Origin of the sequence: Nocardiopsis mwathae (assembly GCF_014201195.1) — a bacterium.
Classification (GTDB): Bacteria; Actinomycetota; Actinomycetes; order Streptosporangiales; family Streptosporangiaceae; genus Nocardiopsis_C; species Nocardiopsis_C mwathae.
Genome location: NZ_JACHDS010000001.1, coordinates 4,204,177 through 4,224,960, shown reverse-complemented (window position 1 = coordinate 4,224,960; position 20,784 = coordinate 4,204,177). Strand labels below are relative to the sequence as shown.

At 71.8% G+C, this 20,784-nt stretch carries 20 protein-coding genes; 13 read left to right on the top strand and 7 right to left on the bottom strand.

Going from position 1 to position 20,784, the window contains the following annotated elements; translation table 11 throughout:
• Nucleotides 1–97: 97 nt before the first annotated feature.
• Together HNR23_RS18335 and HNR23_RS18330 are read right to left on the bottom strand one after the other, a co-directional pair.
• Nucleotides 98–1,180 carry a hypothetical protein gene (locus HNR23_RS18335; RefSeq protein ID WP_184077105.1) on the bottom strand — a complete coding sequence of 361 codons (1,083 nt, stop codon included), beginning with the start codon at nucleotides 1,178–1,180 and terminating at the stop codon, nucleotides 98–100.
• A 133-nt stretch (nucleotides 1,181–1,313) separates the two neighbouring features.
• A complete protein-coding gene (locus tag HNR23_RS18330) occupies nucleotides 1,314–3,392 on the bottom strand; it encodes a HelD family protein (RefSeq protein ID WP_184077103.1) in 2,079 nt (692 codons plus the stop codon).
• 334 nt (nucleotides 3,393–3,726) lie between these two features.
• On the opposite strand from HNR23_RS18330, the gene HNR23_RS18325 reads away from it, so the two are divergent.
• The 11 genes from HNR23_RS18325 (at nucleotide 3,727) to HNR23_RS18275 (ending at nucleotide 10,589) form a co-directional block, all read left to right on the top strand.
• A complete protein-coding gene (locus tag HNR23_RS18325; RefSeq protein ID WP_184077101.1) occupies nucleotides 3,727–4,020 on the top strand; it encodes a type II toxin-antitoxin system Phd/YefM family antitoxin in 294 nt (97 codons plus the stop codon).
• The gene (locus HNR23_RS18320) at nucleotides 4,017–4,262 is read left to right on the top strand and encodes a type II toxin-antitoxin system RelE family toxin (RefSeq protein WP_184077099.1); all 246 of its coding nucleotides are present in this window, start codon (nucleotides 4,017–4,019) and stop codon (nucleotides 4,260–4,262) included. The genes HNR23_RS18325 and HNR23_RS18320 overlap by 4 nt, the downstream gene beginning before the upstream one ends.
• Before the next feature lie 207 nt (nucleotides 4,263–4,469).
• Entirely contained in the window at nucleotides 4,470–4,835 is a 366-nt protein-coding gene (locus HNR23_RS18315) for a hypothetical protein (RefSeq protein WP_184080557.1), read from the top strand.
• The gene (locus HNR23_RS18310; protein WP_184077097.1) at nucleotides 4,828–5,295 is read left to right on the top strand and encodes a hypothetical protein; all 468 of its coding nucleotides are present in this window, start codon (nucleotides 4,828–4,830) and stop codon (nucleotides 5,293–5,295) included. Before HNR23_RS18315 ends, HNR23_RS18310 begins: the two co-directional genes overlap by 8 nt.
• Nucleotides 5,296–5,329: 34 nt before the next feature.
• The gene (locus tag HNR23_RS18305; protein WP_184077095.1) at nucleotides 5,330–6,205 is read left to right on the top strand and encodes a sulfurtransferase; all 876 of its coding nucleotides are present in this window, start codon (nucleotides 5,330–5,332) and stop codon (nucleotides 6,203–6,205) included.
• Nucleotides 6,206–6,366: 161 nt separating this feature from the next.
• Entirely contained in the window at nucleotides 6,367–7,008 is a 642-nt protein-coding gene (locus HNR23_RS18300) for a DUF4178 domain-containing protein (protein WP_246422304.1), read from the top strand.
• An 8-nt stretch (nucleotides 7,009–7,016) separates the two neighbouring features.
• A complete protein-coding gene (locus HNR23_RS18295; RefSeq protein WP_184077093.1) occupies nucleotides 7,017–7,589 on the top strand; it encodes a DUF2617 family protein in 573 nt (190 codons plus the stop codon).
• Between the two features lie 9 nt (nucleotides 7,590–7,598).
• Entirely contained in the window at nucleotides 7,599–7,856 is a 258-nt protein-coding gene (locus HNR23_RS18290; RefSeq protein WP_184077091.1) for a hypothetical protein, read from the top strand.
• An 82-nt stretch (nucleotides 7,857–7,938) separates the two neighbouring features.
• Complete coding sequence (locus HNR23_RS18285; RefSeq protein ID WP_184077089.1) at nucleotides 7,939–8,358, top strand: DUF350 domain-containing protein; 420 nt, start codon at nucleotides 7,939–7,941, stop codon at nucleotides 8,356–8,358.
• A 213-nt stretch (nucleotides 8,359–8,571) separates the two neighbouring features.
• Nucleotides 8,572–10,110, top strand: a complete 1,539-nt coding sequence (locus tag HNR23_RS18280) for a polyamine aminopropyltransferase (RefSeq protein WP_184080554.1) — start codon at nucleotides 8,572–8,574, stop codon at nucleotides 10,108–10,110.
• A gap of 206 nt (nucleotides 10,111–10,316) precedes the next feature.
• On the top strand, nucleotides 10,317–10,589 hold the full coding sequence (locus HNR23_RS18275; RefSeq protein WP_184077087.1) for a hypothetical protein: 273 nt from the start codon (nucleotides 10,317–10,319) through the stop codon (nucleotides 10,587–10,589).
• A 349-nt stretch (nucleotides 10,590–10,938) separates the two neighbouring features.
• On the opposite strand, the gene HNR23_RS18270 is transcribed toward HNR23_RS18275, so the two are convergent.
• Nucleotides 10,939–12,042 (bottom strand): IS630 family transposase, encoded by a 1,104-nt coding sequence (locus HNR23_RS18270; protein WP_184072741.1) that lies wholly within the window; start codon nucleotides 12,040–12,042, stop codon nucleotides 10,939–10,941.
• A 304-nt stretch (nucleotides 12,043–12,346) separates the two neighbouring features.
• Between HNR23_RS18270 and HNR23_RS18265 the strand changes: the two genes are divergently transcribed.
• Together HNR23_RS18265 and HNR23_RS18260 are read left to right on the top strand one after the other, a co-directional pair.
• Nucleotides 12,347–13,996 carry a S1C family serine protease gene (locus tag HNR23_RS18265; protein WP_184077085.1) on the top strand — a complete coding sequence of 550 codons (1,650 nt, stop codon included), beginning with the start codon at nucleotides 12,347–12,349 and terminating at the stop codon, nucleotides 13,994–13,996.
• Between the two features lie 580 nt (nucleotides 13,997–14,576).
• Complete coding sequence (locus tag HNR23_RS18260) at nucleotides 14,577–15,884, top strand: glycosyltransferase (protein ID WP_184077083.1); 1,308 nt, start codon at nucleotides 14,577–14,579, stop codon at nucleotides 15,882–15,884.
• Between the two features lie 43 nt (nucleotides 15,885–15,927).
• Here the strand turns inward: HNR23_RS18260 and HNR23_RS18255 are convergent, their stop codons facing one another.
• The 4 genes from HNR23_RS18255 to HNR23_RS18240 all read right to left on the bottom strand — a co-directional run bounded on the left by HNR23_RS18255 (nucleotide 15,928) and on the right by HNR23_RS18240 (nucleotide 20,523).
• Nucleotides 15,928–16,932, bottom strand: a complete 1,005-nt coding sequence (locus HNR23_RS18255) for a DMT family transporter (protein WP_221308167.1) — start codon at nucleotides 16,930–16,932, stop codon at nucleotides 15,928–15,930.
• A gap of 354 nt (nucleotides 16,933–17,286) precedes the next feature.
• Nucleotides 17,287–18,783: a sensor histidine kinase gene (locus HNR23_RS18250; protein WP_184077081.1), complete on the bottom strand. Its 1,497-nt coding sequence runs from the start codon at nucleotides 18,781–18,783 to the stop codon at nucleotides 17,287–17,289.
• Entirely contained in the window at nucleotides 18,783–19,487 is a 705-nt protein-coding gene (locus HNR23_RS18245) for a response regulator transcription factor (protein ID WP_184077079.1), read from the bottom strand. Before HNR23_RS18245 ends, HNR23_RS18250 begins: the two co-directional genes overlap by 1 nt.
• Nucleotides 19,488–19,662: 175 nt before the next feature.
• Nucleotides 19,663–20,523 carry a phosphoribosylaminoimidazolesuccinocarboxamide synthase gene (locus HNR23_RS18240; RefSeq protein WP_221308166.1) on the bottom strand — a complete coding sequence of 287 codons (861 nt, stop codon included), beginning with the start codon at nucleotides 20,521–20,523 and terminating at the stop codon, nucleotides 19,663–19,665.
• Nucleotides 20,524–20,784 lie beyond the last annotated feature (261 nt).

Below are 20,784 nucleotides of genomic sequence, written 5' to 3'. Positions count from 1 at the left end.
GGGGGTGCGCGTGAGGCGCGCATCCTCTGCGTCTACGAGCGATCTACCCACCCGCAGGGCGTCTCAGTCGGGGTGGAGGTGAGGGCCGGGCAGGCGGTCAGTCGACGCGGAGGAGGTCCACACGCCGGGTCGTCTCGGGCCAGTCGGTGGAGCACCGGGCCACGTCCTCGGCGGTGCGCCCGTCGATCTCGGCCCTGGTCCGGATGCCGCACGTCCAGCCGTCGACCTCGGCCAGGTACCCGGTGCCGTCCTTCTGCCCGTCGGGCATCTCCAGATACCGCTCCACGACGTCGACGGCCTCGTCGCAGGCGATGTCGCCGTGGGTGGGGACGACCCGGGCGGTGCCCGTGTGGGGGACGCCCTCGACGGTGCCGCAGTAGCGGGTGGCCGGCGGTGCGTCGATGGAGTGGTAGGTCCAGGTGTGCGGGCCGGTGACGGTCTCGTAGGTGAGGCCGGTGGGGTGGGCGTGCTCGTCGACCCGCAGTTCGAAGGGGACGCCCTCCTGCACCTCCGCCTTCTCGCCCGCCGCGGCCGGGGAGGTGAGGTCGAACGTGCCGCTGTAGCGGACGACGGCTCCGTCGTCCCCGTCCGGCCCCTCTCCCGGCTCCTTGTCCTCCTCGGCGACCGACATGGTCGCGGCCAGGTCCTTGACGGGGGCGCCGACGGGGTCGCGGGACAGGGTGTGCTCGGGGCCGAGGGGAGGGGCGGTGGCGTCGGCCCCCGCGCGGCTGTAGAAGCGATCCTCACGGGGCGCCGACGCGTAGGTGGTGCGGAACAGGATCGGGCCGTCGCCGCCGACCCGCAGCCACGCCTGCTCGTAGGCGTCGCCGTCCCCGATCGCGGGGAACCGCTCGAACCACTGGAAGACCGGTTCGGGGTCGGTGCTCAGCACGAAGGTCTCGTGCTGCGCGTAGCCGCCCTCACCGGCGGCGACCTCGGCGTCCAGGTCGACGAGGTAGCTTTCCGCCGAGTCGATGAGGTCGACCATCCCGGCGACGACCTCCTCAGGTGTGCCCAGGGGCGGAGGGGCGGGCGGGGCCGCGTCACCGTCGGCGCCGTCCTCGTCCAGGCATCCGGTGAGCGATGCCGTGAGGGCGGCGGCGGAGGCCGCGACCGCCCATCGCCGCGGAAAGCCGCCTGGGGCACGCTCGGAGCGGGTCGTCGGGTGTCGGGGGATCATGATGGCTCCGGCTGTCCTTTCACGCCGCTGATGCGTGCGGGGAGCATAGCGGGCGATCATGGTGCCGGAGTTCCGCACCCCCGGGGGTTTCCCGGGCATGTGGGTCCCGGCTGCGGCCGCCCCCGCCGCGGCGTCAGCGCAGCGGTTCCGGCAGCGGTTCGGCGTGCACCACGTGCAGCGCACTGACCGCCCGGGTGAGGACGACGTAGAGGCGGTGCAGGCCACGGGGCTCCGCGGCGACGATACGCGAGGGCTCGACCGCGACGACGGTGTCGAACTCCAGGCCCTTGGCCAGCGAGGCCGGCACGCACACCAGCCGCTCGGCCTCCAGAGCGTCGTCGGTCTCGCCCAGCACCCCGGCGTCGAGCCCGGCCGCCCCCAGCGCCCGGTGCAGGTCGGCGATGTCGGCGTCGGCGGCCATCACCCCCACCGACCCCTCGCGCTTGAGCCCTTCGCGGCAGGCGTCGGCCACGGCGTCGGGGAGGGAACCGGCCCTGGCCGGGGTGAGCCGCAGCGCGCCGGAGGAACGGCGCACGGCCACCGGGGCGCCGAGGCCGGGGGCGATGGACGGGAGCAGGCGGGCGGCGAAGCCGATGATCTGCGCGGGAACACGGTAGCCGCGGTCGAGCACGGCCAGCCGCGCCTCCGCCTTGCCGAGGTGGCCGAGCAGAGTCGGCCAGTCGCCGGTGGCCGACGGGCTGGTGCCCTGGGCGATGTCGCCCAGGATGGTCGCCGACCCGCTCGCGGCGCGGCGGCCGAGCGCGCGGCACTGCATGGGGCTCAGGTCCTGGGCTTCGTCGACGACGAGGTGGCCGATGCTCTCCGGGCGCCGGATGAGCGCCGCCGCCTCGTCGATCAGCGCGAGGTCGGCCTCGGACCAGCGGGCCGACTTGGGGCCGCGGGGACGTCCGGGCAGCATCACGGCGGCCTGCTCCTCGGGCGAGAGGACGCCGTCGGCGGCGCTGGCGAGCCGGTCGGCGTCGGTGAGCAGGCCGAGGACGAGCTTGACCGGGTCGGCCTTGGGCCAGATCGCGGCCACCGCCGCCTTCACCTCCCGGCTGCGCCGCACCTGGTCGTGGGTGCGGTCGTCGCACGCCTCACCGGCGGCCTCCATCCGGGAGAGGACGGCGTGCGCGATGCGGTGCGCCAGCAGGTCCCGTCCCGCCCCGTAGGCGACGCCGCGCCCGCGCAGCTCGTCGGTGAGCTCCCGGAGTTCGTCGGGGTAGAGCCGCCAGCGGCGCGAGCCCCGCTGCACGACCAGCGTCTCGGCCGGTTCGCGCAGCTGCGACCAGAGGTCGCGGCGGATCACCTCGGCCATGCGGGCGTCGCCCTTGACACGGGCGGCGCCGGTGTCGTCGACGCGGCGCACGGGCACGGTCTCCAGCAGCTCCCGCACGGTGGTCTGGTCGACGTCGACCTCGCCGAGCGCGGGCAGCACGTTGCGGATGTAGGAGAGGAAGGACCGGTTCGGCCCGACGATGGCGACGCCGGTGCGGCTCAGCCGCTTGCGCTCGGCATACAGCAGGTAGGCGATGCGGTGCAGGCCGACGGCGGTCTTTCCGGTACCGGGCGCGCCCTGGACGCACAGCGTGGTGTCGAGGGCGGCGCGGACCAGGTCGTCCTGTTCGGGCTGGATGGTGGCGACGATGTCGCGCATGGGCCCGGTGCGCGGCCGCTCGATCTCGGCGGTCAGCAGCTCCCCGCCGAGCAGGTCGCCGCCGGGCGCCCCGTCGGTCAGCGACTCGTCCTCGAACGCGGTGAGCCGCGCGGCGTTGTCGAACCCGTAGCGCCGCCGGGTGCGCACCCGCATGGGGTCCTGGGGCGTGGCGCGGTAGAAGGCGACGGATATGGGTGCGCGCCAGTCGAGGACCATGGCGCGGCCGTGCTCGTCGTGGACGTGGCGGCGCCCGATGTGGATGCGGTCGGCCGTCCGGTGCCCGTCGCCGTCCTCGAACACCGCCCCGGCCTCGAAGTCGAGGCGGCCGAAGAACAGCGGGGTGTCGGGGATGTCCTCCAGCGCCTCGGCGCGCAGCGCGCGGGCCTGCTGCAGCACCTGGGTGGAGACCCAGTCGCCGAAGACGGCGGGGGTCTCGGTGGCCAGGACGTCGTCGCGCATCCGGCGCAGCGCGGCGCGGGATGCCGCCAGGTGCGCGCGTTCGGCGCGTATCTCGGGGTCGACGGCTGGGGCGGGCTCGGAGTCGGAAAGGGTCATGGAAAGGCGCACCTCGGCTCTCGGCGTGAACAGGAGATGCGGCGGCGGAAGAACGACGCGCGGGTCCCGTCCCGGGGGCGCAGCCGTCCGGTCCGGTTCGATCCTCAGCGCGCGAAAGCGGGGCCGCCGTCGGGCAACCGGTCGATGCTATGCGAGGCGCATCACGCCCGCCAAGCGATTTTCCGGCGGGTTCCGCCCCGTCAGCGCGTCGAGCTGGACACGACAGGAACTCTCAAGGCGCCAGGACAGGGGTCCAAAATGGAACGAACCGTGCAGTCTGTACAGAAAGTACTGTCAGTACAGTCTGTTCGGTGTGTGCGCTACACTGCCGTGCATGGCTGAAGTCACCTTGCAGGATGCGCGTAGTCATCTAGGGCAGCTGCTCATGAGAGCTTCCCGAAGTGGTGAATCCATCACCATTACCCGCTACGGTCAGGCCGAAGGCGTGATCATCTCCGCTGAGGCTTATGCCGAGCTTCAGGAGCTGCGTCGGGAGAAGGATCGGCGCGATCTGGCTGCAGCTGTCGAAGCCGACCGGCGCGGTGAGATGGAGTGGATCTCCTACCCGGCCAAGACGCGCGAGGAGCTGATGGCAGGCCTGAACACTGCTTTGGGCCTTGACGAATGACGATCCGTTCTGTCCTGTGGACCCCCGAAGCGCAGGCCGTTGCGCAGAAGCTCCCAAGGAACCTGAGGAAGCAGGTCCGCGAGTCCCTGGCCGCACTGGCGACGGGGCCGATACCTCCTGACAATGCATCGCCCGACATGGGCGTTCCTGACGCATACCACGTGATTACGAGTGAACGCACGATGATCGTCGGCGTGTATGAGAACGAGGTTCGCGTCTGGGTCATCCGCGTTAACACCTAGATCGCGTTGGTGGGTGCGTGGGTGCGTGGGTGGGTGAGGGGCGGGAGGCTGTTCGGCATCGGTCGCGCAGCGTCCCTCCGGGGGCGAGCCGATTCCCACTGCCCGCCCCATGGGTACTACAGTGCGTCGTAGACGTGTTGGACGTGCCGACCCGGCCTGCGGGGACCCAGGTGGGCGCGGGGAGAACGGCAGGAGGTGGAGGCAGCCGTGATCGACTGGCTGGCCGCCGTCATCAAGATCGCGTCGCTGGCCATGGCCGCGTGGTGCCTCGTCTCGACGTTCCGCCGTCGGCCGATGGACACCTGGCACCTCATCGGCATGGGCGTGCTGTGGCTGCTGCTCCTCGGCCAGACCGTGGTCTCCGCGGTGCTGCTCGTGGGAGGCGAGCGCCCCGCCGAGATGGTCACCTTCATCGCCTACCTGGCCACGGTCGTGCTCATCCCGCCGGTGTGCGCGATCTGGGGGCTCATGGAGCGCACCCGCTGGGGGCCCGCCGTCATCGCCTTCGCCTGCTTCGTCCTGCTGGCCATGATGGTGCGCCTCGAACAGATCTGGGACCCCTCTCTTGTCTGACATCTCCGTGAGCCGGTCCGGCCCCGGCCGGGTACTGGTCGCCGTCTACGCCGTGTTCGCGCTGGCCGCCACCGCCCGCGCCACCGTACAGATCCTCACCCGCTTCGAGGAGGCCCCCCTGGCCTACCTCCTCTCCGCCCTGGCCGGCGTCATCTACATCGTCGCCACCGTCGGCATCGCCCGCAGCGGGCGCACCTCCCACCGCGTCGCGTTCGCCTCCTGCGCGATCGAGCTGGCCGGCGTGCTGGTCGTCGGCGCGTTCAGCGTGCTCGACCCGGCGGCCTTCCCCGACGACACCGTCTGGTCGAACTTCGGCAGCGGCTACCTGTACATCCCGCTGGTGCTGCCCGTCCTCGGGCTGCTCTGGTTGCGCCACGTCCGCGCACTCGAACGCGCCCGCGAGGACGGCGCCGACGCCGACGTCGACAAGGCCCGGGAGGTCGGCGGCACCGCCTCCTGAGCCGCACGCCCGCACCGGGTATATCTTGTGCGCCATGGCACACCAGGAGCCCGACCCCGCGCACCCGCCCGTCCTCGTCCCGGCCGCCTGGCTGGCCCGCAACATCGACGCGGTCCGCGTCGCCGACGTCCGCTTCTACCTCGACGGCCGCTCCGGGCGCGACGCCTACCTCGGCGGCCACCTGCCCGGCGCCGTCTTCGCCGACGTCGACACCGACCTCGCGGCGCCGCCGACGCCCGAGGGCGGTCGGCATCCCCTGCCCGACCCCGACGCCTTCGCCGCCGCGCTCGGCCGCCTCGGCATCGGCGACGACACCCCCGTCGTGGCCTACGACGACGCCGGCGGCTCGACCGCCGCACGCCTGGTGTGGATGTTGCGCGTCCTCGGGTCGCCGGCCGCCCTCCTCGACGGCGGTATCCAGGCGTGGACCGGCCACCTGGAGACCGGGCCGGTCACCGCCGAGCCCCGGCCGCGCACCCCGCGCCCCTGGCCTGCCGACCGCGTCGTCGATACCGCCGCGGTGCGTGCCGAGACCACCGACCCCTCCCGGCTGCTGCTCGACGCCCGCGTCCACGGCCGCTACACGGGCGAGGAACCGGCCCCCGTGGACGCCCGCCCCGGGCACATCCCCGGCGCGCGCAGCGCCGCCTGGCCGGACAACCTCGCCGAGGACGGCCGCTTCGCGGCACCCGAACGCCTGCGCGAACGGTTCGCCGCCCTCGGCGCCGACACCGCGGCGTCCGTCACCGCCTACTGCGGGTCCGGGGTGACCGCCTGCCACGACCTGCTGGCCCTGGAGCACGCCGGGTTCACCGGCGCCCGCCTCTACCCGGGTTCCTGGAGCGCCTGGGGCGCCGACGCGGACCTGCCCGTCGAGACAGGGGAGGGCGGCGCGGACGCCGCCGGCTGACCGGCCGTGCGGGTGCACGACGCACGGCTCGCGCGCGCGGTTCCCCACCTCCGATGTCCGGGATCGGCCAGGTCAGCGGGTGATCGCTGTCCGGATCGTGATCTAGGGCCGGTACTCTCTACTGGCCGAGAACCGGTCGTATGTAAGGAAAGCGGGGCGCACTGGTGACATTTCTGCTACTGCTGGCGATCGCCGGGCTCATCGCCCTGCTGGTCTACCTGTGGCGGCCGAACCGTCCGTCGGCACCCGGCCATCATCACCCGCACCCGGCTCCCGGGCACGCCTACCCGCCCCCGCCGCAGCCCGCGCACGACGCGCCGCGCGACCCGTTCGCCGATACCACCCACACCCAGGGCGACCCCCGCACGCTCAAGGCGGGGGACATGCTGGACTTCGGCAGCGACCGGACCTGGATCCGGGGCTCGCTGCGGCTCACGGAGGGCCGCTTCACCTGGAGCGAGCACTTCCTGGAGGTCGAGCAGGGCAAGCGCTGGATATCGGTGCAGGAGGACCCCGGCCTCGAACTGGCACTGTGGACCGGGCGCCCCGACCTGCAGCTGGCGCCCGACGCGCCCACGATCGACGTCGACGGCTCCACCTTCCGCCTGACCGAGCGCGGGTCGGCGTCCTACCGCTCCGAGGGCAGTACCGGGCACCCGGCCCACGGTGCCATGGACTACGCCGACTACGAGGGTCCCGGCGGCCGCCTGCTCGCCTTCGAGCGGTTCGACCACGGGCCCTGGGAGGTCAGCACCGGGGAATCGGTGGTCCCCGGGACGTTCACCATCTACCCCGGCGGGTGAGGGCGGCGGTGCACACACAGGTGAGCGCCCCGTTCGTCGACACCCGCGCCGCCGACCTGTCCTGGTCGCTGGAACACCCGCTGATCGAGCCGCTGGCGGTCCGCACCGCCGCGACGCCGCTGGGGCGCGTGGAGCTACGCGTACTCGGCGCCTCGCACCAGGTCCTGGTCACCCCGGCGCCCTGCGGTGGCACGGACACGGACGGCGCCGGCGGACTCGTGGAGACCGTGGCGTGCCTGCCGGGACGGGCGGGTGCGCTCCCGGAGCGCACCACGGCCGACGGACCGGGTGCGGCGCGCTACACGTTCGACTCCGCGGTCGAGTGGTTCGGCGGACGCGAGCCGGAGTTCGCGGCACGGGTGACCCGTCTGCGCGACGAGGCCGCCGCGCGCCCCGACTCCCTGATCGGCACGTTCCCCGGCAGTCCCCTCGCGGTCACCGCGCTGGCCCTGCTGTCCCGCGGCGGGGCGGACGGCGCGGCGCTGACCTGGCGCACCTGGCACGCCTACCCGCAGAGCGCGGAGCTGGTGACGACCACGACGTCGGTGGCGTTCCCCCCGCCGACTTCCCCCCGAACCTAGGACGAGGCGATGGATGAGCACCTGACCGAGGAGCAGCGCAAGGCCATCACGGTGGTGGTGGTCATCGCCCTCATCGTGCTGCTCCTGCTGCTGCTCTCCCGTTGCACACCGCAGAGCGGCGGCACGGGCAGCGGCAGCAGTGGAAGCGGCACCAGCAGCGGGAGCAGCGGCGGCGGCTTCTGGTTCTTCGGCGGCGGCAGCAGCAGCAGCGACAAGTACGGCCCCGGCAGCAGCCACCGCGGCGGCGGCCCCGGATGGGGCAAGTAGCGGCCTGCGGCCGCCGCACATCCGGCCATCCGAGACGCGACATCCCCCACACAACCCCCGACAGGAAGAAGACAAGGTAACGATGGAGATCCTGTTCAACGCGGGCGCCGCCCTCGCCTACGGTGCCGTCGGCATGACGGTCATGGTCGTCGGCTACCTCATCGTGGACCTGCTGACACCGGGTCGGCTGCACAAGCTGATCTGGGAGGACGGCAACCGCAACGCGACGCTCATGGTGTCGGCCAACACCCTGGGTGTGGCGATCATCGTGGTCTCGGCCATCTTCGCCAGCCACTACGGGGTCGCCGAGGGCCTCATCACCACCGCCGTCTACGGCGGGGTCGGCCTGCTCCTGATGGCCGTCGCGTTCCTCGTCATCGACCTGCTGACCCCCGCCAAGATCGGCGACATCCTCAAGCAGACCCAGCTGCACCCCGCCACCTGGGTGAACGCGTCCTCGCACATCGGTGTCGCGCTGGTCGTGGCAGCGGCCATCTCCTGACCCGCCACCCTCCCGCAGAGCCACGCGCGCTTCCGCCGCCCCGGGCCCGCCACGGCCCGGGGCGGCGTGCGCCGTTACCGGAAGAACGAGGACACCCGCGTCCATGACCCTCCCCGAACGGACCCCGCTGTGAACGGCCCGGACACCGACGACACCGCCCCTTCCCCGGCGGCCGCGAAGCCCGACGTCCCGGCGACCCCGCCGCGCGCGGTCCTGCCGGTCCCGCCCCGCCTGGCCCGGTTCCTGGTGCTGTTCGCGGTGTTCCTCTGCGCCGCCTGCGGACTCGTCTACGAGCTGGCGCTGGTCGCACTCGGCAGCTACCTGCTCGGCAACACCATCACCCAGGCCTCCATCGTGCTGTCGGTGATGGTGTTCGCGATGGGTGTCGGCTCCCTGGCGTCCAAGCGGCTGCAGAGCCGGCCGGAGATCTCCTTCGCCCTGATCGAGGGGCTGCTGTCGCTGATCGGCGGCCTGTCGGTGCTGCTGCTCTATGCGTCGTTCGCCTGGCTCGGCCTGTACGGGCCCGGCCTGGTCATCGTCGCCTTCGTGATCGGAGCGCTCATCGGCGCGGAGATCCCGCTGCTGATGACGATGATCCAGAAGATCCGCGAGGAGAGCGCGGCGCGGGCCGTCGCCGACCTGTTCGCCGCCGACTACGTGGGCGGGCTCATCGGCGGACTGGCCTTCCCCTTCCTGCTGCTGCCGGTGCTCGGCCTGCCCAAGGGGGCGCTGGTCGTGGGCGCGCTCAACGCCGTGGTGGGCGTCGCCGTGGTGCTGTGGCTGTTCCGTTCGGAGCTGACCCCCAGGGGGCGGGCGCTGCTGGGTGTCGGGCTCGCCCTGGTGGTGGGGGTGCTGGCCGGGGCCTACTTCGCCTCGGACCGCTTCGAGATGAGCGCCCGCCAGGCGCTGTACCGCGATCCGATCGTCCACGCCGAGCGCACCGACTACCAGGAGATCGTCGTCACGGAGTCGTTCGACGGCACCGACACCCGCCTCTTCCTCAACGGCGACCTGCAGTTCTCGTCCATCGACGAGTACCGGTACCACGAGTCGCTCGTCCACCCCGCGCTGACCGGCCGCCGCGAGGAGGTGCTGGTGCTCGGTGCGGGCGACGGCCTGGCGCTGCGCGAGGTCCTGGGCTACGGCGACGTCCGGCACGTCACCCTGGTCGACCTGGACCCGGCCGTCGTCGAGTTGTCCCGCACCGATCCGGTCATCCGCGGGCTCAACGGCGACGCGTTCGACGACCCCCGGGTCGAGGTGGTGCACGAGGACGCGTTCAACTGGCTGCGCGAGAACGGCCGCCGCTTCGACGCCGTCATCGTCGACATGCCCGACGGGGAGGACGTCAGCACCTCCAAGCTGTACACCGTGGAGTTCTACACGCTGCTTCGGCACGCGCTGGCCGACGGCGCGCTGGCGAGCGTGCAGGCCGGGTCGCCCTTCTTCGCTCCCGAGGCCTACTGGAGCGTGGGCCTGGCCCTGGAGGAGGCGGGGATGGCGGTCACCCCCTACCACGTGGACGTGCCGAGCTTCGGGAACTGGGGCTTCTACCTGATCGCGGCGGACACCGGAGCACCGCCGGAGCCGCGGCTCCCCGAGGACCACCCCGAGTTGCGCTTCCTCGATGAACGCGTGCTGGGCGCGGCCCAGGTCTTCCCGAAGGACCGGCTCCCCGGCGAGGTGAAGCCCTCCAGCCTGCTGCACCCCTACATCATCGGCTACCACGAGCGCGGCTGGGAGGGCTACTAGCGCGCGACCCGCCGGAAAGAACGCGGAAAGCGCGTCGTCGCCGATTATTTCCGGCGTGTCCCGCGCGGAACCCGGGAGCCGCGCGCCGCTAGATGGTCTCCGGGGTGGGCGCAACCATCCACGCCGGGGTAACGGGAAAAAGAGATTCCTCTTACTTTCGCTTTCTTTATCGCCCCCCGTACGTGCGTCATTCTGGATGTGTCCGCATGCTTGCCATCTACATAGCGCTGCGCGCGTGGCAGGCAGATCCGATCAAAGGTGATTCTGGAGGGGACATGAACAGCAAGGCGGGAAGAGCGGCAGTGAGCATCGCGGCCAGCGCGGTTCTGGCAGGATCGATGCTGGTGGGCGCGGCCCCGGCTGCGGCTTCGACGGCGTCGGCTGAGACGACGTCGGCCAAGCACCACTTCTCCAAGTCCTGTCCGTTCTGGTACTGGTATTACGGCCACTGCGTCCCCGGCTTCTACTTCAAGCGCTAAGACGCGGTGGTGCCGGAACGCAGAGATGCGTCGGGTCGGAGAATCGGCCCGGCGCACTCTTCGTGACCCGGACGGAAAAAGAGGGGCCAAAACAACTCGGCGGGCGTGCGGGGGACCCGTGTTCACCGCGGACGGCCCAAGCGCCTCCGCCCCGGGTAGCGGGACGCCGGGCATGATTTCTTCGGTGGTAAAGAATCCCATACCTATGTTTATCTCGCGTTCCGCGAATCGCCCGGGATTCCGGGTACACCCGCATTACTTCCACGCGCGTCCCAAGGCGGACGCCGCACACCCCCGCCGGGGGCGCTCGGCGCTGCCCGCGGGCGGTCCGGCGAACTCCCATCGGCGGCTAGTGTCCTGATTGGTTAGTTCGTTTGTTGATTTGTTGGCAGTAGAAGGCAAGGCTGTCGAGGATCTCCTCGGCGGTCTTGGTCCACACATATGGGCGGGGGTCCTCGTTCCAGGACGCGGCCCAGGCGCGGATGTCCTTTTCCAGGGCTTGGACGCTGCGGTGGGTGCCGCGGCGGATCAGCCGCTCGGTGATCTCGGCGAACCAGCGTTCGACCAGGTTCAGCCAGGACGAGCCGGTCGGGATGAAGTGGAGGTGGAACCGGGGGTGGCGCAGCAGCCACCTGCGGATCTCGGGTGTCTTGTGCGTTGCGTAGTTGTCCAGGACCAGGTGTACCTGCAGCTCGGCAGGGACCTCGCGGTCGATCTTGGCCAGGAACTTCTTGAACTCCGTGGCGCGGTGCCGGCGGTGGATGGAGGTGATCACCCGGCCGGTGGCGGTGTCCAGGGCTGCGAACAGGCTGGTCACTCCCGCGCGCACATAGTCATGGGTCGCGCGCTCGGGTGTGCCGGGCATCATCGGCAGGACCGGCTGGGTGCGGTTGAGGGCCTGGATCTGGGATTTCTCGTCCACGCACAGCGCGACCGCCCGTTCGGGAGGGTCCAGGTACAGGCCGACCACGTCGCGGACCTTGTCGATGAAGAACGGGTCGGTGGAGAGCTTGAACGACTCGGTGCGGTGGGGTTGCAGGCCGAAGGCGTTCCAGATCCGCCAGACCGCGTTCTGGGTGAGGCCGGTGTGCTTGGCCATGGAGCGTGTGGACCAGTGGGTGCCGTGGGCGGGCCTGGTCTCCAGGGTCGCGGCCACGACCGCCTCGACCTGGGCGTCGGTGACGGTGCGCGGCCGGCCCGGCCGTGGTTCGTCGGTCAGGCCCTCCAAGCGGTGCTCGGCGAAGCGCTGCCGCCACTTGGTCACCGTGGGCGCCGACACCCCCAGCTCGCGCCGCACTTGGGCGTTGGACATGCCCTGGGCGCAGGCGAGCACGATCCGCGCCCGCAGGGCCAGGTCCTGGGCGGTCTTGCGGCGTCTGACCCACCGCTGGAGCTCGGTGCGCTCGTCCTCGGACAGGTCCAGCGGTGGCGGTTTCGGTCCGGGAAGACTCATCCCACAACCATAAACGAACTAACCAATCAGGACACTAGGGCGTGTTTGACGGATCATTCCCGGCTCGCGGCCACCGGAACGACGCTCGCTGCGCCGCTCCACTCGTGAAGCCGACCTGGATTGACTTCGTGCAGCGGCTTGCGAGCGCCGCCCCGGACGGCCGCTCACTTACCGGAAAGCATCCGCCAAACACGCCCTAGGCCGGGTCATACCGCGTTCTAACCTTCGGGGTCGATCCTGGGGACAGATGGAGCCGAGCGGGGCGCCCAGCCCCCGCTCCCGAGCCACTCGTCCGGAGGACCACATGAGCGCACACGACCCCCACGGCGGTGTCCCGAACGGCGAGGGCCGCGACGACCTGGACAACCGCGACGGGAGCGGCCGCGACAGCGCCGCGGACCGCGCCGAGACCACGCCCGTTCCGCCCGCCGAAAGCGAGCCGACCCCGCACGCCGACCCGGCCGCCGACGACTCCCCGGCGACACCCGACGCCCCGGAGCCGGAGGGCACCGCGCGCTTCTGGCACTTCGCCCGGCAGGACCCGTCGGCCCCGCAGCGGCCGGAGGACACCCAGAGCCGGCCGGGTCAGCACGGCCACCCGGGCCCGCACGGGCAGCAGGGGCCGATCGGCGGGCCGACCCCGCCACCGGGGGCGTGGACACCCGGCACCTCCACCCCCCAGACCTTCGGCGCGGTTCCCGGCGGGCCGCACCCGGCCCCCGGCGGCCACGGCGGCGGGCAGGGCACCCCGCCCGAGGCGGCGTTCGGCCTGCCCGCGCCCGGCCCCGGCGGCCAGGGCCCCCGGCAGGAGCAGCCGTGGGGCAAGAAGAAGCTGCTCACCGCGGTCGCCGCCACCGCGGTGGTGACCAGCCTCATCGTGGGCCCCGCCGCAGCCGTCGCCACCACCTACTTCCTCGACCGGGGCAGCGGCACCGCCATCAGCTCGCTGACCAACGGCCAGGCGAGCTCGGTGTCCACCGGAAGCGTCAGCGAAGTCGCGGAGAAGGCACTGCCGAGCGTCGTGTCCATCCAGGCGGGCAACGCCGGGGGCAGCGGCGTCGTCATCAGCTCCGACGGCGAGATCCTGACCAACAACCACGTCGTCGCCGACGCCCGCGGCGACACGGTCCTGGTGCAGTTCAACGACGGCAGCGAAGCCGAAGCCGAGATCCTCGGCACCGACTCGGTGTCCGACCTCGCGGTCATCAAGGCCAAGGGGAAGTCCGACCTCACCCCGGCGACGCTCGGGGACTCCGGCAAGGTCGAGGTGGGCGCGGACGTCGTCGCCATCGGCTCCCCGCTGGGCCTGTCCGGCACGGTGACCTCCGGCGTCGTCAGCGCCCTCGACCGGCCGGTGAACACCGGCAGCGCCGGGCCCGACCGGCAGCAGCCCCAGGACCCGCTGGACCCGTTCGGCTTCGAACCGCCGCGCGGTGAGGGCCAGCCGCAGACCTCCACCGTCATCAACGCGATCCAGACCGACGCCCCGATCAACCCGGGCAACTCCGGCGGCCCGCTGATGAACATGAACGGCGAGGTCATCGGCATCAACACGGCGATCGCGAGCACGGACCAGTCCGGTGAGGCCGGATCGGTCGGCCTCGGCTTCGCCATCCCGATCAACCAGGCCAAGCCCATCGCCGAGCAGCTCATCAAGGAGGGCAGCGCCAGCTACGCGGCGATCGACGCCACCATCACCCGCACTCGCGACGGCCGGGGCGCGGCCGTCGTCGACACCGCGAAGAACGGTGCCGCCGCCGACGCCGGACTGGAGCGCGGCGACATCATCACCTCGGTCGACGGCAAAGCCGTGGACAGCCCGGACGCGCTGATCGCGCAGATCCGCTCGCTGCAGCCCGGCGAGAAGGTCACGGTCGGCTACGAGCGCGACGGGAAGTCGGGCGAGGCCGAGCTGACCCTGTCGGCCCAGACCGCGAACGGAACCGGAAGCTAGGCCCGCGAGGGCCGCCCAGCGGCCTCCGGTGCATGCCGTGGGGGACATGCACCGGAGGCTTTTCGTGTGTGCGCGTATCGGCGAGTCCGGATGGCTCGAAACCCCGGAGGAGGCGGGCGGGCCGGGGAACCCGGGCGGTCGCCGGGAGCGTTGGACAGGACGGAAGCACCGCTCGGAGTGCCGCCACTGTGGCCGCACATCACCACGGCGGTGGCCACTTGCGGTCGCGGGGCCGTCTGCGTGTTCCTTCCTCATGCGCAGACGGCCCCGGCGCGTGCACGTGCAACGCACGCCCGCCCCTCCGTATCCGCCCAGTTCACAGCGTTCGGCCCCGGCGGAGCCGAGCAGCGGCGACCCCCGCTCGGGCGCGTCGCGAGGCCCGCCCGCCGGCGGTCACCCGCGGCAACACACCGGCCGCCCCTCTCCTAGACACCCGTGCGCTCGCGTATCGTTCGCAGCATCAGGTGGTACTGAGCCGACTTCTCCGCGTCATCGCACAGATGGCAGCGGGCCACCGAGGACGATCAGAATCGTGGCGCGCGCCCCCATCCCCCGTGTGCACATCCCAGGAGACCCGACCATGGCCGTCACCCACTCCTCGCCCGGCCGCCGCGCAAGGACAAGGAGCGTACCCCGGCAGCGCACCGGGTCCGGCTCCGAGCGGCCCCGCCTGCTCATCGGAACCGACACCTACCCGCCCGACGTCAACGGCGCCGCCTTCTTCACCGCGCGGCTCGCCCACGGGCTGGCGGAGCGCGGCGCCGACGTGCACGTCCTGTGCCAGTCCCCGGACGGCCCACCGCGGGTGATCCACGCCGGCGGCGTGGTCGAGCACCGGCTCCGCTCGATGTCGTCGCTGGTGCACGACACCGTGCGGCTCGCCATCCCGCTCGGCGTCCCCGGCCACATCGACCGGCTGCTGGTGCGGCTGCGGCCCGATGTCGTCCACGTCCAGAACCACTTCATCGTCGGGCGCCTGCTGATCGCGGCGGCGCGCCGCCACGGCATCCCGGTGGTGGCCACCAACCACTTCATGCCGGAGAACCTGTTCAACTACATGTACATCCCGCCGGGGCTGCGTGACGCCGTCGGCGCGTTCGCCTGGCGGGACTTCTGCCGCGTGCTGGCCGACGTCGACCACGTGACCACGCCCACCCGGACCGCGGCACAGCTCCTGGTCGACCAGGGCTACACGAGCCCCGTCGAAGCCGTGTCCTGCGGCATCGACCTGGTGCGCTTCCACCCCTGCGGTCGGGCACCGACGGGGGTGCGGGAACGCCTTGGGCGGTCGGACCGGCGCGACCTGCGTGCCCGCCTCGGCATCCCGGACCGGCCCACCGTCCTGTTCGTCGGGCGCCTGGACGAGGAGAAGCGCATCGACGACCTCATCGGCGCGCTGCCGCTGGTGACCGCCGAGGACGCGCAGCTGGTGCTGGTGGGCACCGGGGCGCAGCGCCAGCGCCTGGAGCGGTGCGCCGAGGCCGAGGGAGTCGCCGACCGGGTGCACTTCCTCGGCTTCGTCGAGGACGACGACCTGCCGGTCGCCTACCGCGCCGCGGACGTGTTCGCCATCGCCAGCATCGCCGAGCTCCAGAGCATCGCGACACTGGAGGCCATGGCCAGCGGCCTGCCGGTCGTCGCGGCCGAGGCCATGGCGCTGCCGCAGCTCGTCGACATCGGCCGCAACGGCTACCTGTACGAGCCGGGGAGCCGGTCCGACCTGGCCAAGTACCTCAGCGAGATCCTGTCCGACGACGCCGAGCGCGCCCGCATGGGGCACGAGAGCCGGGAGATGGCGGCGCACCATGACCACCAGCGGTCGCTGGCCCGGTTCGAGGAGATCTACGCTCAGGTCGCCGACCGCGCCCGGAACCGGCGGGGGCGCTGAGCGGAGGCGGGCCGCCCGCGGGCCCGCGCCCCGGGAGCGGGTTTCAGGCCGCGGTGCCGGCCGCCGACGGCCGCGGCGGGGTGTCCTCTTCCGCCACCGGAGTGCCCGCGGGTTCGGTGTCGATGACCACGGCGGTCACGGTCGCCTGCGGTCCGGTGGCCGGAGGAGGGCCGGGAGACGAGGTGTCCACCGCCGCCCCGCCGGTGGCACGGCCCTTGGCATGGGTGGCGCGGGAGAGGGTGATGACCCCGGCCGCGCAGACGACGGCGCCGATGATCGCGATGGCCGAGTGCAGGGGGTCGGCGGGCAGCTGCTCGCCGAAGAACACCACACCCAGGATGGCGGCGGACAGCGGGTCGCTGATCATCAGGGTGGCGTAGGCGAGCGTGAAATGGCCGGTGCGGTAGGCGTTCTGCACGATCATGCCGCCGCACAGGCCGATGACCACGGCGATGACGGTGAGCGGGCGCATCGCCGCCATGGGGTTGTCCAGCATGCCCACGCCGATGAAGCGGGCGAGAGCCGAGGTGACGGCGAATCCGATGCCTCCGGCCAGCGCGAACGTCCACGCCCGGGTGCTGGCGCCGCCGAAGCGCGCCACGAGCACGCACATCAGCATCCCGCCGACGCAGACCAGCGGCATCAGCGCGGTCTCGGTCGGGGTGAGCACGGGGTTCCCGGCGTGCATGGGCAGCGCCGTGATGAGCGCGACCAGCCCGACGGTCACCGCGAGACAGCCGCCGATCTGCGCGGAGGTCAGGCGGCGCTTGCCGAAGAAGGCCGCCAGCATGACCGCGAACAGCAGACCGGTGGTCTGGATCGGCTGGACGAGAATGAGCGGAGCGTGGACCAGAGCCAGCATGTGGGCGCCGATTCCCAGGCCGGTGAGTCCCAGCCCGAGGACCCAGCGGCGGCTGCGCATGAGGTGCCGGAACAACCGGAGCTGGCTGATGCCGAAGGGCGCGCTCACCGCCGCCCGCTCCTGAAGCGCCGCGCCGGCCGCGATGGCCAGCGCTCCCACGACGGCGATGATCACTGCCCACGTCATGTACGGACCTGCCCCTTCCCCTGACGACCGACCCGCAACCGCAGGAGTCGCCACGCCTGTGCCCTGTACCCGACTGATCTAACGGTGTGCCCTGGCGCACCGGTTCTCCCGCTCGCACCGCGATTCGGTAACTGTAGGAAGCGGAGCACGGGAGAAGCCATGAACCAAGGACAACTGTGCGAAGGGGTGCAGGCACCACTGCCCCGGTCGGCCTGTTCCCTTCGCCCCCCGGTATGGTCTGCGACCATCCGTCCTCCACCTGGTCGGGCGCGCGATCGGCCGGACCGTGGATGAGAGCGACGATAAGGGACAGATCGAGATTACCCGGTCGTGGGCGCTCGCATGGGCCGCGGATCAGTCGGCAGGCCCGTTGTCGCGCCGCAACGGCGGAACTGTGAAACCGATCACGGCGCCGCCACCCTCCCTGTTATATGCGAAGACATGGCCGCCGTGGGCGGTCGCGATGTCTTCCGTCATGGACAACCCAAGACCGGATCCGGACATTCCCCGCGCAGAGGTAGCGCGGTAGAACCGTTCGAAGATATGGGCCAGCTCCGCCGGATCGACACCCGGTCCCCGGTCGCGGACTTCGACCCGTCCGTCGCGGATCACGATCTCGATCGGCCCGCGGCTCTCGGCGTCGAACTTGGCGGCGTTCTCCACCGGGTTGGACAGCGCACGCTCCAGCGCCTGCGGGCGGCCGGAGACCACCGTCGCGTCGGCGTCCACGATGATCTCCCGGCCGGTGCGGCGCCGGGCGCGCTCGGCCACGTTCTCGGCGATCTCACGCAGCTCCACCTCGCGCGGCTGCTCGTCCTCCCGGGTGTCGGTGGCCAGCTCCACGAGTTCGTTCACCAGGTCCGTCAGCTCGCGGGTCTCCCCCTGGAGGTCGTCGATGAGCCGTCGGCGGGCCTCGGGGGAGAGGCGATCGAAGCGGCGCATGACGGCGACGTTGGTGCGCAGGCTGGTCAGCGGGGTGCGCAGCTCGTGCGAGGCGTTCTGCACCAGGCGGCGCTGCTCCTCCTTGGCCCCGGCCAGGCGCGACAGCATCCCGTCGAACGCCCGGCCGAGCCGCCCCACCTCGTCCTTGCCGGCGGGCTCGGATCCGGTCGGCCCGGCGCCGCGCGCTTCCAGGTCGAGGCGGCCGGTGGAGCTGACGTACTCGGCGGCCTCGGTGAGCCGCTTGAGGCGGCCGGTGACGCGCTCGGCCACCAGCCACCCGGCCAGCCCGGCGCCCACCAGCACGATGACACCGATCCCGGCCATCTGCGCGGCCATCGCGCCCAGCATCCGCTCGGTGGGGGAGAGCCGCTGGCCGATCTGGATCGCGCCGGTGCCGCCGCCCAGCGAGACCGTGGCGATGCGGTACTCCTCGCCGTTGTCGGAGTCCTCCCGGGTCCGGGCGACGCCCGGGTCCTGCTCGGCGGCGATCCGCCGGTCGACGGCGCGGACCGGCAGGACCTCGATCGCGGTGCGGTCTTTCACCGGAACCGAGATCGCCCCGCTCGGCCCGACCACCTGGAAGGTGAAGGAGTCGGAGTGCACGAAGTTGAGCGCGGTCCCGTCGCCGGGGCGCGGGCCGAGCGACGGACTGCGCAGGTCCTGGGTGAGGCTGTCGACGGTGGCCTGGAACTCCGCCTGGGCGTCGGAGCGGATCATGTAGGCGGCCGTGTTGTAGGCCAGCGACCCGATGAGCACGATGACGAACGCGGCGACCAGCGCGAACGACACGGCGAAGCGCGTGACCAGCCGCCACTCGCTCAGCGGCAGCACGCGCGGCGGGAACCTGCGGCGCCGCGTGCGGGCGTCCCGCCCACCGCCTCCGTCCGTGTTGTCTCTGTCGGTATCCATCACGGTGTCCGCGGACGCAGCGTGTACCCGACGCCGCGCACCGTCTGGATCAGCGGCGGGGCGCCCTCGGGCTCCAGCTTGCGGCGCAGGTAGCTGATGTAGACCGCGAGGTTCTTGGACTCCGGGCCGAAGTCGTAGCCCCAGATGCGGTCGTAGATGGTCGAGTGGTCGAGCACGATCCCGGCGTTGCGCGCGAGCAGCTCCAGCAGGTCGAACTCGGTCTTGGACAGCTCCACCTCCCGGCCGGCCCGCCACACCCGCCGGGCGCCGGGCTCGATCCGCAGGTCGCCCACCTGGATCGGCGGCTCCGGCCCCTCATTGCCCGGCGCGGGCGCGGCCCGGCGCAGCAGCGCGCGCAGCCGCGCCAGCAGCTCGTCCAGGTCGAAGGGCTTGGGCAGGTAGTCGTCGGCCCCGGCGTCCAGCCCGGCGACCCGGTCGGGCGTCTCGACCCGCGCGGTGAGCATGAGGATCGGCGTGCGGTCCCCCTCGGCCCGCAGCACCCGGCAGACGCCCAGGCCGTCGACGCCGGGCATCATCACGTCCAACACGAGCAGGTCCACCGGCTCGGCGTGCACGGACGCCAGCGCCTCGACCCCGTCCTTGGCGGTCCGCACCCGGTACCCCTCAAGCTCCAAGGCACGCTCCAGGGACTCGCGGATGGCACGGTCGTCGTCGGCGATGAGCACGGTGCTGGAGGGTGTCATGGGCCCATGTTTTCGCATCCGGGTGAGACAACGGTAAGAGGACACGACGAGCCCCGTGTGAGCCGCGCCCTCCGCCGATGACGCCGCCGATGTCCATGGGAACTAATCGGGCAAAACGGAAACGATCGGATGGATCCCCATGGTCATCGGCAGATGAGGCCGGTGATGCTCCGTGTCACTCCCACTTCCTGCCGGTGAGCCGCTCGTAGACCTCGATGTAGCGGGCGCGGGTGGCTTCGACGACGTCGTCGGGGATCGCCGGGCCGGGCGGGGTGCGGTCCCAGTCGGTGACGGTGCTGGACCAGTCGCGGACGAACTGCTTGTCGAGCGCGTGCTGGGCCCGGCCGGGCTGCCACTCGTCGGCGGGCCAGAACCGGGAGGAGTCCGAGGTCAGCACCTCGTCGCCGAGGACGAGGGTGCCGTCCGCGGCGCGGCCGAACTCCAGCTTGGTGTCGGCGATGATGATGCCGCGCTCGGCGGCCACGGCCGCACCCCGCCGGTAGATCTCCAGGGTCAGCTCGCGCAGCCGGTCGGCCGTCTCGGCGCCGATCTCCTCGACGACGTCGGCGTAGGTGATGAACTCGTCGTGGCCCTCGGTGGCCTTGGTGGTCGGGGTGAAGATCGGCTCGGGCAGCCGCGACGCCTCGACCAGGCCCTCCGGGAGCTTCACGCCGGACACGGTGCCCTGCTTCTCGTACTCCTTCAGACCGAGCCCGGCCAGGTAGCCCCGGGCGATGAACTCGACGGGGAGCATCTCCAGCCGCCGGCACCGGATCGCCCGCCCGGCCCACTCGGCCGGAACGTCGGTCCCCGAGATCACGTGGTTCGGCACGACGTCCGCGAGCTGCTCGAACCACCACAGGGACAGCTGCGTGAGGATCTTCCCCTTGTCGGGCACGGGGGTGGGCAGGACGACGTCGTAGACGCTCACCCGATCCGAGGCGACCAGGATCAGGTCGTCCCCGTCCTGGTACACGTCACGGACCTTCCCGGAGTGGATGAGTTCCACGGTGCTGCCTCCCAGGGCTGATGTCATCGAGTGGGCGTCGGTGCCGTCTAGATCCTGCCAGCCCTGACCTCGGCAAAGGAAGGCGTCCCACCCGACTGTGGGCAAGACGATGCACCCGAGGCCAGGGGGCTTGCCGATCGGCATCCGGCCGACCGCCGTGCGGCGTCAGGTTCTGGGGCTTCTGCCGGGCGGTTCCGTTCGTCGGCGATGATGGTCCGGGTGCGCGGTGGCTGCATCGCCGGAGCCGTCGGTGCACGGCATGTGCGGATACCTGGCAGACGTGTCGGT